At 36.5% G+C, this 16302-nt stretch carries 15 protein-coding genes; 10 read left to right on the top strand and 5 right to left on the bottom strand.

The genetic code is table 11. The features are described from left to right. Positions 1–144: 144 nt before the first annotated feature. From ABJ974_RS05380 to ABJ974_RS05365, 4 genes are all read right to left on the bottom strand, one after another. The gene (locus ABJ974_RS05380) at positions 145–546 is read right to left on the bottom strand and encodes a hypothetical protein (protein ID WP_419870360.1); all 402 of its coding nucleotides are present in this window, start codon (positions 544–546) and stop codon (positions 145–147) included. A gap of 19 nt (positions 547–565) precedes the next feature. Next, entirely contained in the window at positions 566–1984 is a 1419-nt protein-coding gene (locus ABJ974_RS05375; protein WP_419870359.1) for a hypothetical protein, read from the bottom strand. Positions 1985–2688: 704 nt separating this feature from the next. Then, positions 2689–4074 (bottom strand): tRNA uridine-5-carboxymethylaminomethyl(34) synthesis GTPase MnmE, encoded by a 1386-nt coding sequence (gene mnmE, locus ABJ974_RS05370; protein WP_419870358.1) that lies wholly within the window; start codon positions 4072–4074, stop codon positions 2689–2691. Between the two features lie 308 nt (positions 4075–4382). Beyond that, entirely contained in the window at positions 4383–6152 is a 1770-nt protein-coding gene (locus ABJ974_RS05365; RefSeq protein ID WP_419870357.1) for an aminopeptidase P family protein, read from the bottom strand. 173 nt (positions 6153–6325) lie between these two features. On the opposite strand from ABJ974_RS05365, the gene ABJ974_RS05360 reads away from it, so the two are divergent. From ABJ974_RS05360 to ABJ974_RS05330, 7 genes are all read left to right on the top strand, one after another. Next, a complete protein-coding gene (locus ABJ974_RS05360; RefSeq protein ID WP_419870356.1) occupies positions 6326–6763 on the top strand; it encodes a DUF6526 family protein in 438 nt (145 codons plus the stop codon). A 25-nt stretch (positions 6764–6788) separates the two neighbouring features. Next, positions 6789–6956, top strand: coding sequence for a phosphatidate cytidylyltransferase (locus ABJ974_RS05355; RefSeq protein ID WP_419870355.1), 168 nt, complete (start codon positions 6789–6791; stop codon positions 6954–6956). Positions 6957–6971: 15 nt separating this feature from the next. Then, complete coding sequence (locus ABJ974_RS05350) at positions 6972–8075, top strand: DNA topoisomerase IB (protein WP_419870354.1); 1104 nt, start codon at positions 6972–6974, stop codon at positions 8073–8075. A 304-nt stretch (positions 8076–8379) separates the two neighbouring features. Next, positions 8380–10005, top strand: coding sequence for an L-glutamate gamma-semialdehyde dehydrogenase (pruA, locus tag ABJ974_RS05345; protein WP_419870353.1), 1626 nt, complete (start codon positions 8380–8382; stop codon positions 10003–10005). Positions 10006–10168: 163 nt separating this feature from the next. Further along, the gene (locus ABJ974_RS05340; RefSeq protein ID WP_419870352.1) at positions 10169–10381 is read left to right on the top strand and encodes a cytochrome C551; all 213 of its coding nucleotides are present in this window, start codon (positions 10169–10171) and stop codon (positions 10379–10381) included. Positions 10382–10466: 85 nt separating this feature from the next. Then, entirely contained in the window at positions 10467–10679 is a 213-nt protein-coding gene (locus ABJ974_RS05335) for a hypothetical protein (RefSeq protein WP_419870351.1), read from the top strand. Positions 10680–10779: 100 nt separating this feature from the next. Continuing rightward, a complete protein-coding gene (locus ABJ974_RS05330) occupies positions 10780–11940 on the top strand; it encodes a thioredoxin family protein (protein WP_419870350.1) in 1161 nt (386 codons plus the stop codon). Positions 11941–12004: 64 nt separating this feature from the next. Here the strand turns inward: ABJ974_RS05330 and ABJ974_RS05325 are convergent, their stop codons facing one another. Then, a complete protein-coding gene (locus ABJ974_RS05325) occupies positions 12005–13027 on the bottom strand; it encodes a 3-oxoacyl-ACP synthase III family protein (RefSeq protein ID WP_419870349.1) in 1023 nt (340 codons plus the stop codon). Between the two features lie 74 nt (positions 13028–13101). Here ABJ974_RS05325 and ABJ974_RS05320 point away from each other — a divergent pair, with 74 nt between their 5' ends. The 3 genes from ABJ974_RS05320 (at position 13102) to ABJ974_RS05310 (ending at position 16267) form a co-directional block, all read left to right on the top strand. Next, positions 13102–14001: a magnesium transporter CorA family protein gene (locus tag ABJ974_RS05320; RefSeq protein ID WP_419870348.1), complete on the top strand. Its 900-nt coding sequence runs from the start codon at positions 13102–13104 to the stop codon at positions 13999–14001. A 31-nt stretch (positions 14002–14032) separates the two neighbouring features. Then, positions 14033–15619 (top strand): patatin-like phospholipase family protein, encoded by a 1587-nt coding sequence (locus tag ABJ974_RS05315; protein WP_419870347.1) that lies wholly within the window; start codon positions 14033–14035, stop codon positions 15617–15619. A 210-nt stretch (positions 15620–15829) separates the two neighbouring features. Next, positions 15830–16267, top strand: coding sequence for a hypothetical protein (locus tag ABJ974_RS05310; protein WP_419870346.1), 438 nt, complete (start codon positions 15830–15832; stop codon positions 16265–16267). Positions 16268–16302: the final 35 nt, after the last annotated feature.

Genomic DNA, 16302 nt, shown 5'->3' with positions numbered 1-16302 from the left:
ATTTATCATCACTCCAACTATCATCGTAAAAGTTTTTAATTAATTGTTTTGATTTTAAAGTTTCCAATTGTGAATACAGGCAATTGAAACAGAAAAACATAATAATTACGATTACTTTATTCATGATTTTATTTTTACATGTCCTCAGTAGCGATATACTATAATATCTTTTATGATTTTACTTCCATAAAAATTTTTCTCATCATTAGTAAAATAAAATTTATTCTTTTTCTCATAATATTCTGTTTGGTCTCTAGGAATTTCAGGAGCCCATACTATTAATAAAGTAATGGGTTTGTAAAAGCTATATTCCTTTAAAGTAAATTTAAAACGAGAATCTGTTGAAATTGTCTTCTTAGTACCAATAGGAAGTGACCATACAGTTTTTGGCTGTATTTCTGTCATGTCATTTAAAAGTTGAGAGAAAGGCTGTCCTATATAATTGGCTTTATTTGCTTCAAATTGTTTTAGATAGTTTAAAGTGTCCAATTGTGAATACAGGCAATTGAAACAAAAAAACATAATAATTACGATTACTTTATTCATGATTTTATTTATTGAGTTATTATAAGTTACAATCGGGAGTTTTAGCATAGGTGCTTTTTGAGCTGCTACCTCCTGAAGTAGATGGAGAAACTGTTTCATTTACAAATATAGAATTAAAATCCCCTGTAATATTTTGCTCACTAAGCGTCGCACCTATATCATATTTATTCAAAACATGAGCGGTAGCATTAGCATAAGATTCATCTACTGACAATCCCGTATCTACAAATTGTTGATAGGCACTATCAAAAGAATCAAATAGAGAAGAACCTCTAATCCATCCCCCAGTTTCCATATCCAAGAAAGATCCAGCCGGATAGTTAGCAACAAAATCCGCAAACTTTTCAGGATCTGTAATTGAAAGAAGAAATACCATCCCATCCGGACCATAAACCAATAAATATATAAAATTTGGATTGTAATGGTTACTTCCTTGGAATGCATACAAATCTCCGGGTGAAAAGCTATTGTACATTCCCGAGATATGAGTATGTGCAGCCCCCAGAATATTAACAGAACCGCTAGTGGCAACCCATCCTACATTACTCCCATTATGAGAAGTTTTAATATCTGTAGCTACATAGTCTCCACTAGAATTCGTACCAAAAGAAAATGCTTTTTCATTCACATCAGTAGAATGTGAAGCAGTCATTTGCTCTTTTGCAATCTTTATTTTGTCCTTGTTTAGAAGATCTTTTGCGTTATTATTTGCTAGTTTAGCTTTTAAGCAGTCACTAAGCGTAAGCTCTGGGACTCCACCACCGCCACCGCCATCAAGGTTACCATCAATACAGTTTTCATAGATTGAACATCCGCCTGAAGTTCCACCGCTCCCCCCTGAAGGTAAGCCATTTCCATTTCCTCCTTTAGGTACGGTAATAATCACCGTATCAATATCACAGGCAGGATAGCCGTCAAAACCACATGTAGATTTTGATTTAATTTTTAAATTACTCTTCAGGTATTGCGCTTTAAATAGGTTCAAAATTTCATGATAGTTCCTTTCATCAGTTGTCATTTCATAATATTCAACAATGGTTTCATCTTCCCTAAGAGACGCTACCATTATGCCATCTACCTGATAATTTCTTATTAATGGGAAAAGGACGTATTTCTCTCCCACTTCAGTAGTAAATTCCTGTGAACGGATATTAAACTCTATGTATTCACTTGATACTATTTCCGATTTGCTGAAAGACCTTTTCATGGTCTTTGCGGTGTGGCTGACAGTATAGAGACTGTCGTATCTTTCCATCAGGGTTTTAAATCCATCTGCGTAATTGATTATTTTGCCATCCTGAGCAGAAAATACCTGAAACTTGTTAAAGGTATATTTTTCATCCTGACTTTTAAAATAGTCATCTTCTGAACTACAGGAATGCAGGGTAATGAGAATTAAGGTTATGGGAAATAACCATGAAGCTAATTTTTTTTTCATATAAATGGTTAATGTTTTTATTATTACAAATATAATTCATTTGTAGGGGATTAAAACTAAGTTGTTAAGTTTTAATGTTCCTAAGAGTAATAAGTGGTATATCTTGCTTATCCTGCAATTGCTTATTTTTTTAATAGGAGGGGTTCTCCTAGCTTTTTCATAGGCTGTTATTATTTAAATGTTGGTATAAAAATATAATCGTACAGCGACAAAACCTGACGTGTTACAAATTATTTGATAATTATTCTATATCAAATGTAACAGTAATCTTTTTAAGTTTACAACCTTTAAATCAATAACAAATTCCTCCTTTGATTTACGAAGTTTTCCTCCTTGCCTTTTCTCTTGTAATCACTTTGATTATAGTTGTGAACAATATTTTGTAGTAAATATTTTGGCTACGAATGTCTGATTACAATAGTTACAAATGCGATTAATCCTGATATTACTGCTCGTTTGATACCTTCCGATTTTTTATGTTAGATAATTTCACTCAGTATTTGCCATTATTTAGCAGTATTTACCACTGATAATTTCTCCGAGTGTCATAAAAATTCAAAAAAGTAGTACGATTTTACAACGCAGTATCACGATTAGTAACAAAAATAATGTCAATTAATGGTATAAAATATCATTAAATATCACTCAACGCTTTTATAAAACATTGATTAAACACAGTATTCATAGGGGTTTACAGAGATTGCTTATTTCCCAATACAAAACTTAGAAAAAATATTCCCCAGCACCTCATCATTAGTAACCTCCCCAGAAATTTCCCCAAGATGTTCCAAAGCATTTCTCAACTCATAGGCCAGCAATTCCGTAGAAATCTGTGAAGAAATAGCTTCTTTAACCTTATTAACAGCATCCAGCGATTTTTGTAAGGCTTCAAAATGGCGTTGATTGGTAATCACCACATTATTTTCCTGGGATTGCAGTTGCTCTACATATGAAGACAATTCATTTTTAAGATCCTGGATATTTTGGTTTTCCACTGCGGATATTTTGATGAAGTCAAATTCGTGGGTAATTGCATTTCTGAATATATCTTCCACAGATTCGTATTTTGTAGGAACCACCTCATCAATTTTGGTGGTGCAGATGATAAGCTTCAGATCGGGTCTCAATAAAGATTTTATCATTTCAATATCTTCTGTAAAATCTTCAGTGGCAGCATCAGTTAAGTATACAAGAATATTAGCATTCTCCACCTTCTCTTTAGCTTTCTTTACTCCTATGGCTTCTATTTCGTCCACGGTCTCTCTTAATCCCGCCGTATCAATCAGACGGAAAGCATGCCCTTTGATATGAAGAACTTCTTCAATAGTGTCTCTCGTAGTTCCTGCAATATTGCTTACAATAGCTCTTTCTTCTTTCAGTAAAGCATTCAGTAAGGTGGATTTTCCGGCATTGGGCTTTCCTATAATGGCTACGGCTGTTCCGTTTTTAATGGCATTACCATATTGGAAACTTTCGATAAGGGAATTAAGTTTGGATTCAATTTTATTGAGTAAATGATTTAAAGCGCTTCTGTCTGCAAATTCAACATCTTCTTCAGCAAAATCCAATTCCAGCTCAATAAGGGAGACAAAATTTAATAAATCTGTTCTTAACAACGATATTTCATTGGTAATTCCACCTTTCAGCTGATTGATGGCTACTTTCCGGGAGGCTTCATTTTCAGATGCGATAACGTCCGCTATGGCTTCCGCCTGAGAAAGGTCTATTCTGCCATTGATAAAAGCACGAAGGGTAAATTCTCCGGCTTTTGCCATTCGGGCCCCGTTTTTAATGAGAGTTTCAAGAATACGCTTACCGATGTGAGGAGAACCATGAAAAGCAATTTCCACAGAGTTTTCCGTTGTAAAACTTTTCGGGGCCAGAAAAATGGATAGCATTACTTCATCAATAGCTTCATCTCCATCCATGAAATATCCGTAATGGATAGTATGAGATTTTTGTTTTTCCAGATTTTTTCCCGGAAAAGATTTCTGAACTATGGATAAAGCATCATTTCCCGAAACTCGGATAATGCCTAAAGCTCCTACTCCATTGGCTGTAGCCAGTGCACAAATCGTATCGTTATTCATAATGCAAAGTTACATCATTTAAGACTAATTTTATAAATGAAAAACCATACAGATTGTCTATAATAGTTGTACGGATCTCTTTAAAAAAGTAAAATCATCCCGGGGCATTGGGATGATTTTATTACATACTAAGTATATATGAAGATATGAATGATGTTTATTGTTAAAGGCATTACAAAAGTAGTTTCAAAAAAATTAATATCTATCAGGGAAAGCACTAAAATTACATCCGTAAAAATACGGATTGCACATATAAAAAATCCTTGTAGAGGTTTCTACAAGGACTTTATCAAAATATTTTAAATCTCTTACAAAGGACTTACCAATTCTAAAAACCAATTTTTAACCTCTCCTTCAAGATGAGGAGCCAGTTTTTCCTCACAGGTTTTATGATATTGGTTTAGCCATTGGATCTCTTTTTCCAATAGGATATCTTTAACAATTGTATCTTTAAAGAATGGGCAGAACGTTAAAGTTTCAAATTCATAGAATGTACCGAAATCAGTTTTTTCCGCTTCTTTGACAGCGATCAGATTTTCATGACGGATCCCGTATTCCCCTTCTACATAGTATCCCGGTTCATTGGAACAGACCATTCCTAAGAGAAGCTCTTGCGGATTCATATCTTTACGGATATTCTGAGGACCTTCATGTACATTCATAAAGCTTCCTACTCCATGCCCCGTCCCGTGGTTATAGTCTTTTCCTTCCATCCATAAGGGCAGCCTGGCAATAGCATCCAATTGAACACCTTTAGTTCCTTTCGGAAATTTCACCATAGATAAACGGATCATTCCCTGTAAAACCAAAGTGGAATTTCTTTTAAATTCTTCGGAAACCGCTCCCAGTGCCAATGTTCTCGTAATATCGGTAGTCCCCTCACGGTACTGGCCGCCGGAATCCACGAGGATGCTTCCGTCATTGGTTACCTCCTTACTTCCTTCGCTTTTAGCAGAATAATGGATAACCGCTCCATTGCCTTTATATCCGATAATGCTGCCGAAACTCTCTCCTACAAAGTTTTCTCCTTCGGCACGGAATCCTCTTAATTTTTCTCCAATGGAATATTCATTCATCTGCTCTTTTCCTGCCTGATGGGTCAGCCAGTACAAAAACTTCACCATAGCGACACCATCTCTTACCATAACCTTTCGGAAACCTTCCAGCTCGGCTTCATTTTTCTGGGCTTTCATTAAGTTTCCCGGAACAGCTCCCTTAATCAATTCATTTTTGCTTTTCAACGTTTCAATGATGGATTGATTGGTATTGGGAGAAACCAATACTTTTTCATTAGTAAAAGTTTTCAAATAAGAGAAAAACTCTTCATACGGCATCATTTTCACGCAGGCTTCATCCAACTGTTTTCTGGCATCCACTTCAAGCTTTTCAAGATCGGTGAAAAGAACAGCATCATTTTTAGTAATAACAATATAACCCAGGAATACAGGATTACTTTGTACGTCACTTCCCCGTAAATTCAAAGTCCAGGCCACATCATCAAGACTTGAAATGACATGTACTGAAACTTCCTGTTTTTCCATTTCCTGACGAATTGCAGAAAGCTTATCCGTTACCGACTTTCCGGCCCATTCCACAGGATGTACAAAAATCGGGTTCTTTGAAGCCGCTCCACGGTCTTTCCATATTTCTTTTAGTAAGGGAAGATCAGCAAGCTCTATATTTTTAGAATGTAATTTATGAGAAAGGGATTCCCAATTGGCATGTGAAGTAGCCAGACCGTTTACCGCCACTTTTCCCCCTGAGGGAATTTCGGAAATAATCCAGTCTATATAGTGAGGGGTTCCTTCGATTCCCTCTTTAAAAAGGTCTATTCCTGAACCTTCCAGTTCTGTAACAGCCTGGGTGAAGTATCTTCCATCCGTCCACAAGCCTGCTTTATCTTTAGTTACCACCACAAAACCAGCAGAGCCTAAAAACCCGGACAGCCAGGCTCTCTCCTGCCATTCTTCAGGTAAATACTCACTCATATGCGGATCAGCAGAATATACGATAAATGCATCAACATTGTTTTTCTGCATTTCTTCCCGAAGCGCAGCTATTTTTTCCTTTGAAGTCATTTTTTAATTTTTAAAATTGAAAGTTACAAAAAAAATGATTTTCAAATTCAAACCTCATTTAAAATAAATACAATTCAAATATTCAAAAAAATTCACCTATAATAAGGATAAAAAATCATTTACATTTACTAAAAATATAATGTTTTGGAAAGATTATTGCTATCATGTATTACATGAAAACTCAAGATTATAAAAATCACAGGAAATATTACGCTCCTCATCACTTTATTTATCTTCCTTTATTGCTCATTCTGGAAGGTGTCGGAATTTACCAAGTAGGGAATGATCCGGATAATAAACTGACCTGGATTCTTTTTTCTCTTGTTATTTTTCTGATCTTCTATCTGGCAATTATGCTGAGGCAGCATTATGCTTTAGGACTTCAAAACCGCCTGGTAAGACTTGAGTTCAAACAAAGGTATTTTGAGATTTTCAATCAGCGGTCGGATGAGGTGGAAGAAAAGCTGAAGTTTGACCAGATCGCCGCTTTACGCTTTGCGTATGATGAAGAATTCAAAAACCTCTTATATAAAGCTCTCCAGGAGAATATTTCGGGAGATCAGATCAAAAGGTCCATTCAGCAATGGAGACCGGACCGTCACAGAGTATAACATTAACACCAAAACTATAATCATTATGAAAAGAATAAGCTTATTCAGTATTGCCCTTATAAGTCTGTTATTCCTTACAAGCTGTGAAGCTGTTGAAACCATATTTAAAGCAGGGATGTGGTGGGGAATCCTATTAGTTGTCGCTGTAATAGTGATCATCCTGTTACTATTTTTCAGGGGTAAAAACTCTTAACCACTTTTATAATATATGAACTCTACAGACTGGGAAATCATTTCCCACCTCAGACCTTCTAAGATCGTTAAGATCATGAATGACCCGGAAGCATCTGCAAAGGCTGTGCATCTTGTATACACTTCTGATGCAGATTCTACCGGCATCATCAGAAAAAAAAGAGGAAAGAAATATGCATATTTTAAAGACGGTGAAAAAATAACGGATAAGGAAGAAATTACCAGGATCAATAAGCTTGTCATTCCACCCGCATGGGAAAATGTATGGATATGTGTTCTCGATAACGGACATCTTCAGGCTACCGGTTTTGATACTAAAAAAAGAAAGCAGTACCGCTATCATCCGTTATGGAGTGCTTTAAGGAACCATACCAAGTTTTACAGAATGTTACAGTTCGGGTATGCCCTTCCCGATATCCGGCTTCAGGTGGAAAAAGACCTCGCATTGCGAAAACTTGAAAAAAGAAAAATCCTGGCGCTTATTGTAAGTCTTATGCAACATACCAACATACGGGTAGGCAACAATGCCTATGAAAAATTATACGGATCCTTCGGACTGACAACCCTGAAAGATAAGCATGTAAAAATCCAGGGACAAAAAATAAAATTTTCTTTTAAAGGAAAGAAAGGCATTATGCACAATATCGACCTTAAAAGCAGAAAATTGGCACGGTTGGTTCAAAAATGTAAAGATATTCCGGGTAAAGAGCTTTTTCAGTTTTATGATGAGGATGGAAACCACCACTCCATCGACTCAGGAATGGTTAACGATTACATTAAAGAGATAAGCGGAGAAGATTTTACCGCAAAAGATTTCAGGACCTGGTCCGGAACCGTAAGCGCCCTTATCGCCTTCAGGGAAATAGGATATGCCGAAACGGATACGGAATACAAAAAAAAGGTGAAAGAAGCCCTGGAAATGGTAGCTTCCCACCTCGGAAACACCAGCAATGTATGTAAAAAATACTATGTACATCCTCTTGTCATCAATCTCTACGAGAACAATGGCATCAAAAAATATCTGGACGAGCTTGAAGATATTGAAGTAAATGATGGAAAAGCAGGACTCACCCAGGAAGAAAAATTAGTTTTGAAAATTCTGGAAAACGAAAAAATGTAAATTTTATTCCAATTCTTCATTCTCCTCTTATCTGTTATGAAGTTTGTCCACATGGGCAGACCCTTAATTTGTTATTTTTAAATGCAATACTTTATCGGCGGATATAGATATCTTTTTGTTCCAAACATTTGCTTATTACAATTTAAATAAAACTTCACAAACAATTAAGTACACAGAAAAATTTTGACTCTTTTATATCAATACGATCTCTATAAATGAAATTTATTATCAATAATCTTTATTTCTTCTTTCTTTTAAATATCGTAAATTTGTATACATTCTTAATAAAATAATACAACATAATATGTCAAAAGCAATTTCGCAAGTACCATTTGTAGTTAACGAACCGGTAAACACCTATGCACCGGGTTCTTCAGAAGTAAAAAGCCTTATTGCCACCTACAAGAAAATGTGGGCGGAAAAGACAGAAATCCCGATGATCATCAACGGGAAAGAGGTAAAAACCCAGGAGAAAGTACAACTCCAGTCTCCTCAGGATCATAAGCATGATTTCGGTTTTTATTATAAAGGAAATATGCAACATGTAGATGATGCCATCAATGCTGCATTAGCTGCGAAAAAAGCATGGAACGAACTTGGATGGGAACAGAGAGCTGCGATCTTTTTAAAAGCTGCTGACTTATTAGCCGGACCTTACAGGGATATCATCAATGCTGCTACTATGATCGGACAGTCTAAGAACGTACATCAGGCAGAAATTGATTCTGCATGTGAATTCATAGACTTTTTAAGATTCAACGTTGAATTCATGACGGAAATGTACGCAGAACAGCCTGTATCAGACAGTGGAATCTGGAACCGTGTAGAATACAGACCGCTAGAAGGATTCTGTTTTGCGGTAACTCCTTTCAACTTCACGGCTATTTCCGGAAACCTGCCTACCTGTATGGCCATGCTTGGAAATGTGGTAGTATGGAAACCTTCCGACAAGCAGATCTATTCCGCAAAAGTAATCATGGATGTTTTAAAAGAAGCCGGACTTCCTGACGGGGTCATCAACATGATCTTCACAGATGGTAAGGAAACTGCCGAAAAAGTATTGGCTCATCATGATTTTGCAGGTCTTCACTTTACAGGATCTACGAAAGTTTTCCAGGGAATGTGGAAAATGATCGGTGATAATATCCACAACTACAGAACCTATCCTAGAATTGTAGGGGAAACAGGTGGTAAAGATTTCGTTATTGCCCACCCTTCCGCCAATGTAGAAGCCGTAGCTACTGCTTTGGTAAGAGGTGCTTTTGAATATCAGGGACAGAAGTGCTCTGCAGCTTCCCGGGCTTACATTCCTAAATCTCTTTGGGAAGATGTAAAAAAAGTAATGGAAACGCAGATCAATTCTATCAAAATAGGTTCTCCTGAAGATCCTTCCAACTTTGTAAATGCGGTGATTGATAAAAACTCTTTTGAAAAATGTAAAGGATATATTGAAAGAGCAGAAAAATCAAGTGATGCTAAAGTAGTTATCGGTGGAAAATGTGACGATTCCAAAGGATGGTTCGTAAGCCCTACCGTGATTGAAGCTACCAATCCTCAGTATGAAAGTATGGTGGAAGAAATCTTCGGACCAATCTTAAGTTTATATGTATATGAAGATAAAGACTGGAAAGAAACTCTTGCACTGGTAGATTCTTCTTCACCTTATTCGTTAACAGGTTCTGTATTCGCACAAGATCGTTATGCAATTGATGAAGCCTATAAAGCGTTGGAAAATGCTTCCGGAAACTTCTATATCAATGACAAACCAACAGGTGCCGTAGTAGGACAGCAACCTTTCGGAGGAGGAAGAGCTTCCGGAACCAATGATAAAGCCGGTTCCAAAATGAATCTTCTGAGATGGACTTCCGTAAGAAGTATAAAAGAAACCTTTGTTTCTCCAAAGGATTATAAATACCCTTATTTAGGATAAAAATTCTCAATAATAATATAAAGCCCTCGGAATAAATTCCGGGGGCTTTTTCATTTAAAACAATTAACATAATTTAAATATTTTTATTGATTATTTAATATTTTAAAATATAAACAAGGAATAATTATTGAAACTTTAAACATAACACCAAAATATAAATATTATGAAAAAGTTACTGATAGTAAGTATAGGCCTAGGACTCTTTGCGATAAGCTGTGGAACCAAAGAATCAGGGATGACGACGGACAATAAGGATTCACTAAATGTTTCCGGCAGCAGTTCCCAAACTATCCCGCCGATGAGCACGGATTCCACCCGGATGTCCAATCCGGACAGTATCAAGGTCAAAATGGATTCTTTGAAATCCACCCAATAATAGTTTAATTTTAATCTGAGAAATCCGTAGAAATACTACGGATTTTTCTATATTTGAAGGTTAACTAATCATAAAAAAATTTACTATGAAAAAAGTATGGATAGGAGCCCTGTTCGGATTGCTCTTTTTGGGAAGCTGTGCTCAAAATAAAGAAAAAAGAGAAGAGTACAAGGAAGAACATAATAAAGACTCCCTGAGAAACAGCTTGGGCGACTCGGCCGTAGCGAATACACCACCTTCAGCAGCTCCCGTTTCGGATACGATAAAAACCGGGCAGGACAGTACAAAAACAAAATAATTTTTATAATCCGCAGAAATCCTGCGGATTTATATTTTTAATAATAAAATCATCAATCAATTAACATTATTATTACATTTGCATTCAATAAAAAGTATATATGAAAAGAACCGCTTTATTATCATTATTTTTCATCAGTTTTTTAGCTTTCAGTCAGGGAATTAAGTTTGAAGAAGGAAATTTCAGCAGTATTCTCGCTAAAGCCAAAAAAGAAAACAAACTCATATTCGTGGATGCCTATGCTACATGGTGCGGTCCTTGTAAGCTAATGGTAAAAAATATTTTTCCCCTGCAATCGGTAGGAGATTATTACAACGCTCATTTTGTAAATGCCAAAATAGACATGGAAAAAGGGGAAGGAATTGATCTGGCCAAAAAATACAATGTAAAAGCTTTTCCTACTTACCTGTTTATCAATGGAGACGGAGAAGAGGTACACCGCACCTTGGGATACGTTGAAGAAAATGATTTCATCCAGTTTGCTAAAGATGCGGAAGATCCAAGCAAAAGGCTGGTAGCTTTAAAAGAAAAATTTGAAAACGGAGAGAAAGATGCCGAATTCCTTAAAAACCTGGCTATGCTTACCCTATATAATGATACGGATTTTGCAAACCGTGTATTAGACCGATATTTTCAGTCTAAACCCAATCTTGATCCGGAGGATTTACAACTGCTGTTTACGGGAATGAAAAGTACAGAGAATCCCACTTATAAAATATTTCAGGACAGAAAGGATCAGATTTTAAAGATTGTTCCGGAGCAAAACTATGAAGCCATTGATAAGAATGTAAAGATCAATACCGTTATCAGCAAGGCTTACAATCCTGACACAAAAATACTGAATGAACAGTATTTCCTTACAGAAACCCAAAAGTTCATGAGCAGGGAAGATGCTGAAAAATTATTAAAAAGAGTAAAAGCCAACAGGGCATTGAAGGATAAAGACTATGCTACGTATGAGAAAGTAAGCCTGGATATTTACCAGGACTATTCCAATGCTAGTTCAGAGGAACTTAATTCCATCGCATGGAACTTCTTTGAGAATGTTACTACTAAATCCTCACTGGAAAAGGCTATTCTTTGGGCTCAGGAGTCGGTAAAGAAAAATGAAAATTATGCCAATACAGATACTTTAGCCAACCTTTATAATAAAATAGGCGACAAAAAGAATGCTAAAATTTGGGCACAAAAATCTGTTGATTTAGCAAAAAGTACAGGACAGGATGCTTCCGATACGGAGAAACTTTTGAAATCCCTTTAAAATAAAAAAACCGCAGAAATCTGCGGTTTTTTTATTTTTTCAATTATCTAGATAGCTGCCTTAATTAATACTCAAATAAAACGCTTCCCCAGGTAAATCCACTTCCGAAGGCAGAAAGAAGAACAAGATCCCCTCTTTTTATTTTACCTTGCTCAATCGCTTCACTTAAAGCGATCGGTATGGAAGCCGCGGTTGTATTTCCATATTTCTGAATATTATTATGAACTTTATCATCCGGCAATCCGAATTTCTGTTGTACAAACTGCGCAATTCTCAGATTCGCCTGGTGTGGGATAAACATATCCAGATCTTCCACCTTTTTACCGGCTTTATCTAATGCTTCCTGCATTGTTTCAGGAAATCGGGTTACCGCATGTTTAAATACGAAATTCCCGTTCATGATCGGATAGACTTCCTTACTGGTAACATTTTCAGGTTCCTTTCCCATCCTATCGCTCCAACCGTATTTTGACCCTGGAAACTGCGTACAAAGCTCATCGGCAAACTTTCCTTCCGAATGCATATTGACAGCCAGCACATCACCCGCATTTTCATCTTCCGTAGCAGACAATACAATGGCTCCTCCTCCATCTCCGAAGATCACGGAAACTCCACGCCCTTCATCTGAAAAATCCAATCCGAAAGAATGGATCTCCGCTCCTATTACCAGTATATTTTTATAGGTCCCTGATTTTATAAAAGCATTCGCCACACTCATAGCATATATAAAACCGGAACACTGGTTTCTTACATCTAAAGCTCCAATGGTATCACAACCCAGCATTTCCTGGATCAATACTCCACAACCCGGAAAATAATAATCCGGAGAAAGGGTGGCAAAAACAATATAATCTATATCTTTCGCTGTTAGTCCTGCATTGTGTATGGCTTTCTCGGCAGCTTTAAATCCTAAATATGCGGTGGTCTCCTGAGAGTCATTTCGGTTCTTACGGTGTCTTCTTTCTTTAATTCCCGTTCTTTCTGTGATCCACTCGTCACTTGTGGTCATCAGTTTTGCAAGGTCATCGTTTGTTACCACATTTTCGGGAACATAAAATCCGATGCCTTTTATAGTGCTTTTAACCATATAGTTTTTTAATTTTGGCAAAGATAAAAACTTATTTTATACATAAAATTTCAAAATATTATTATTTTTATTATATGCCAATAGATACTTTATATAGAACCAGAGAATGTGAATGGATTGATGTGGAAGCCCCTACCAGAGAGGATATTCAGTTTCTTCATGAGCGGTATGAAATTAATAACTTACTGCTTGAAGATACACTGGATCCCAACCACCTTCCCAAATATGAAGAAGACGGAAATGTAAAGTTCTATCTCCTGAGAGAAAGTACGGAGCTGGAAAGAAAAAGTCTCAATACCATCAGTGATATCAGCACGAAGATCGGAATTTTCCTGTTGGACAATACCATCATCACGATACACAGAATGAAAACCAAAAGTATTTCCGAAACTAAAAAATTCATTAACGAAGACGAGAAAAATTTCTCCTCTCATTCTATTGCTCTTATGATCTCTCTACTCATCATGAAAAGTTTTGATGACGAGTCTATAAGCCTGTTGGAAACGATGGATAATATTGAAAATGAGATTTTCCTGAAGAACACCAACCATACCACACAGATCCGCAGGCTTTATAAATTAAAAAGAAAGTCAGGACTTAATTCCCGGGTTCTTTCCATTTCTACGGATGCCATTGATAAATTTAAGCTCTTAAATTTACAGGATTCCCAGGTAGTGGATTTAAAAGATAAACACAAGGATGTAGTCGCCGACTTCGATCATTTAAATACGCAGATTACCAACCTCATTTCCATGTTTTTAGCCCTTTCCGACCAGAAAGCCAACCAGGTAATGAAAGTGCTGGCCATCTACTCAGTTTATTTCTTACCGATCACCTTTATTGCCGGTGTATATGGAATGAACTTCGATGAGATGCCGGAGCTCCATAATAAAAACGGCTATTATTTTACTTTGGGGCTGATGGCACTGATTGTAATCATTACTTTTATTTATGCCCGGAGAAAGCGGTGGTAGACACCTTTTAAACTAAAACCAACACCAAACCATGAAAACCGAACTCCTCAATGATATTCTTGCTGAAAATACACTCTCCCAGGTCTCCAAAGAAAAACTGGTTGCCCTCCATGAAAGAATCTCCAATAAAGAATTTTCCGATCTGCTGGATGAAGAGGGAAACCAGTACATAGAGCTGGTCCAGGAAGGTGGTGGTGTTTGGGGAAGCGCTTTGGTGGGATATATTTATGCATTGGAAATTTTCGGAATACGTTTTTTAAAAGTAGCGGGAACAAGCGCCGGAGCCATCAATACCATGCTTATCGCTGCCTGCAAAACAAAAAAAGAAGCTAAGGCAGAACTTATTAAAGAAATACTGTTCAGCTGGAACTTTGCCGATTTTATCGATGGTAAACCCTATGTCCGAAAAACAATCCATGCCATTCTGAATAATAAAAATTTTATCCGCACCAACCTCATTATCACAGCCATTGTTACCGTTATACTGATCGTAGCTCCCTTTGCTATTCCTTCAGAATCCGTGTGGAATGCCAAATTACTGTTTCTTGTTCCTTTGATACCGGCCCTCATTACTTTCTTTTATATAAAGGAGTTTTATCATGATTTCCGAAAAGACAACAGCGGGCTTAATCCGGGAAATACATTTCTTCAAACCATGAAAGAAGTACTCGATGAGTTTGACATTAAAACCGTAGCGCTTCTCAATAAAAAGTTCATACAGAAGGAACATGAACTGGACCTGAATTACCGGTATGGCAACAATGATGAGTATTATAAAATTTCGCTGCAAGGTATTCTGGACATTAAGGAAAAATATGATGATCACATTGATAAGACCCGTTTTAAAATATTTTATGACAGTGCCGTCAATAATGATTACTATAAAAACAACCCTTTCTATCAGCTCAAATCCGAGTATGTAGTCGTAACCACTGACATTAATGCCCAAATAAAAGTGGAGCTTCCTACCATGGCCAATTTGTACTGGTCCGAGGAAGAGCTCAAACGCATCAGTCCTGCAGAATTTGTACGCGCTTCCATGTCCGTACCGTTTTTCTTTGAGCCTATGCAAAAAAGAATAGACCGGACTGATGATTCCGTGAAATACGCATGGAAATTCTGGATGAATATGACCCCTGAAGAAATTTATCCTGCCGGAATATTTATTGACGGAGGAAGTATCTCCAATTTTCCTATTGATCTTTTCCATTACAATGATGTTTTTTACCCTCGACTGCCCTTATTTGCCGTACAGCTGAAAAGCAATTCAGAAATGAAATCACCTAAGGGAAATACAAGTGAAGAAGTTCTTAAAACTCCTTTTTCATATGCCGGGCATATTATCGGTACCCTTCAGGGATTTAATGATAAATCGTTTCTTACCAAACATTCATTTTATAATTTATTCAGCATCCAGACCGTGAATTGCGGAGAAAGCAGCTGGCTCAATTTTTTTATGGAAAGAAAAGAAAAAGAAGAGCTCTTCAATGCCGGTTTTATGGCTGCCCTGGATTTTCTTAATAGTTTTGACTGGAAAAAATATAAGTTTGAAAGAATGATGGTAACGATGAAAGAAAATAAGATTTTAAAGGAAGAAGATACTCCTACCGTAGGCTAATAAGCCAACATCCATTACTAATTTTAATTTTCTGAGTCTACATTCTTTTCCAAAAAGAAATTTTAAAAATACAATAATGGAAATCTCTTTTAAATAATAATATTTCCCGTTTTATGCTTTTAATAAACAATTAATACAAAATAAATATAATAATTATTGTTTTTCATTTGTTTTATCTATACTTTCGTAAAGTAGTTTTTCCTTATTCTCATGAAAAGAACAGTCTTATTTTTATTTTTTATCCTGGCCTCCCATGGGTCTGCTCAATACAGCAGTAAACCCCTGGAAAATCCTTTTTCACAAACGGAAAAGTGGGATTTGCTGGGACGGGACGGCATGGAAAATGTAAATGCCTATGAAGCCGAATATTTCAATAAAGCATTAGCCCATACACGGAAAGATTTCGATTTTACTGAAAAGAAAATCGGGTTTATCACAGGGAATAATGCCAAAGTCAAGACTAATAAAAAAGAATATTTTGATCTGGAAAGAATCAGAATCAGCAAAGGACAAACCGGAAACGGAGGAACCGTAGTCACTTTTACGGAAGAGGAAAAAGCGGTCAATGGAGGATATGATGCCGCTATCCTGTACTGGTGCAAAGTAATACCTCAGAAAAAGGATCTTATAGAGACCCTTTCAAAGTAAAATAATTAATACTTTCAATAATTATAAAAAAGGCC

Origin of the sequence: Chryseobacterium sp. CT-SW4 (genome assembly GCF_048572715.1) — a bacterium.
Lineage (GTDB): Bacteria > Bacteroidota > Bacteroidia > Flavobacteriales > Weeksellaceae > Chryseobacterium.
The sequence above is the reverse complement of the archived record's forward strand: the minus strand, read 5'-3'. Positions and strand labels throughout refer to the sequence as shown.

Coding starts and splice junctions, on each gene's coding strand:
- ABJ974_RS05380 (WP_419870360.1), bottom strand. CDS start 546: ATGAATAAAGTAATCGTAATTATTATGTTTTTTTGTTTCAATTGCCTG.
- ABJ974_RS05375 (WP_419870359.1), bottom strand. CDS start 1,984: ATGAAAAAAAAATTAGCTTCATGGTTATTTCCCATAACCTTAATTCTC.
- mnmE (WP_419870358.1), bottom strand. CDS start 4,074: ATGAATAACGATACGATTTGTGCACTGGCTACAGCCAATGGAGTAGGA.
- ABJ974_RS05365 (WP_419870357.1), bottom strand. CDS start 6,152: ATGACTTCAAAGGAAAAAATAGCTGCGCTTCGGGAAGAAATGCAGAAA.
- ABJ974_RS05360 (WP_419870356.1), top strand. CDS start 6,326: ATGAAAACTCAAGATTATAAAAATCACAGGAAATATTACGCTCCTCAT.
- ABJ974_RS05355 (WP_419870355.1), top strand. CDS start 6,789: ATGAAAAGAATAAGCTTATTCAGTATTGCCCTTATAAGTCTGTTATTC.
- ABJ974_RS05350 (WP_419870354.1), top strand. CDS start 6,972: ATGAACTCTACAGACTGGGAAATCATTTCCCACCTCAGACCTTCTAAG.
- pruA (WP_419870353.1), top strand. CDS start 8,380: ATGTCAAAAGCAATTTCGCAAGTACCATTTGTAGTTAACGAACCGGTA.
- ABJ974_RS05340 (WP_419870352.1), top strand. CDS start 10,169: ATGAAAAAGTTACTGATAGTAAGTATAGGCCTAGGACTCTTTGCGATA.
- ABJ974_RS05335 (WP_419870351.1), top strand. CDS start 10,467: ATGAAAAAAGTATGGATAGGAGCCCTGTTCGGATTGCTCTTTTTGGGA.
- ABJ974_RS05330 (WP_419870350.1), top strand. CDS start 10,780: ATGAAAAGAACCGCTTTATTATCATTATTTTTCATCAGTTTTTTAGCT.
- ABJ974_RS05325 (WP_419870349.1), bottom strand. CDS start 13,027: ATGGTTAAAAGCACTATAAAAGGCATCGGATTTTATGTTCCCGAAAAT.
- ABJ974_RS05320 (WP_419870348.1), top strand. CDS start 13,102: ATGCCAATAGATACTTTATATAGAACCAGAGAATGTGAATGGATTGAT.
- ABJ974_RS05315 (WP_419870347.1), top strand. CDS start 14,033: ATGAAAACCGAACTCCTCAATGATATTCTTGCTGAAAATACACTCTCC.
- ABJ974_RS05310 (WP_419870346.1), top strand. CDS start 15,830: ATGAAAAGAACAGTCTTATTTTTATTTTTTATCCTGGCCTCCCATGGG.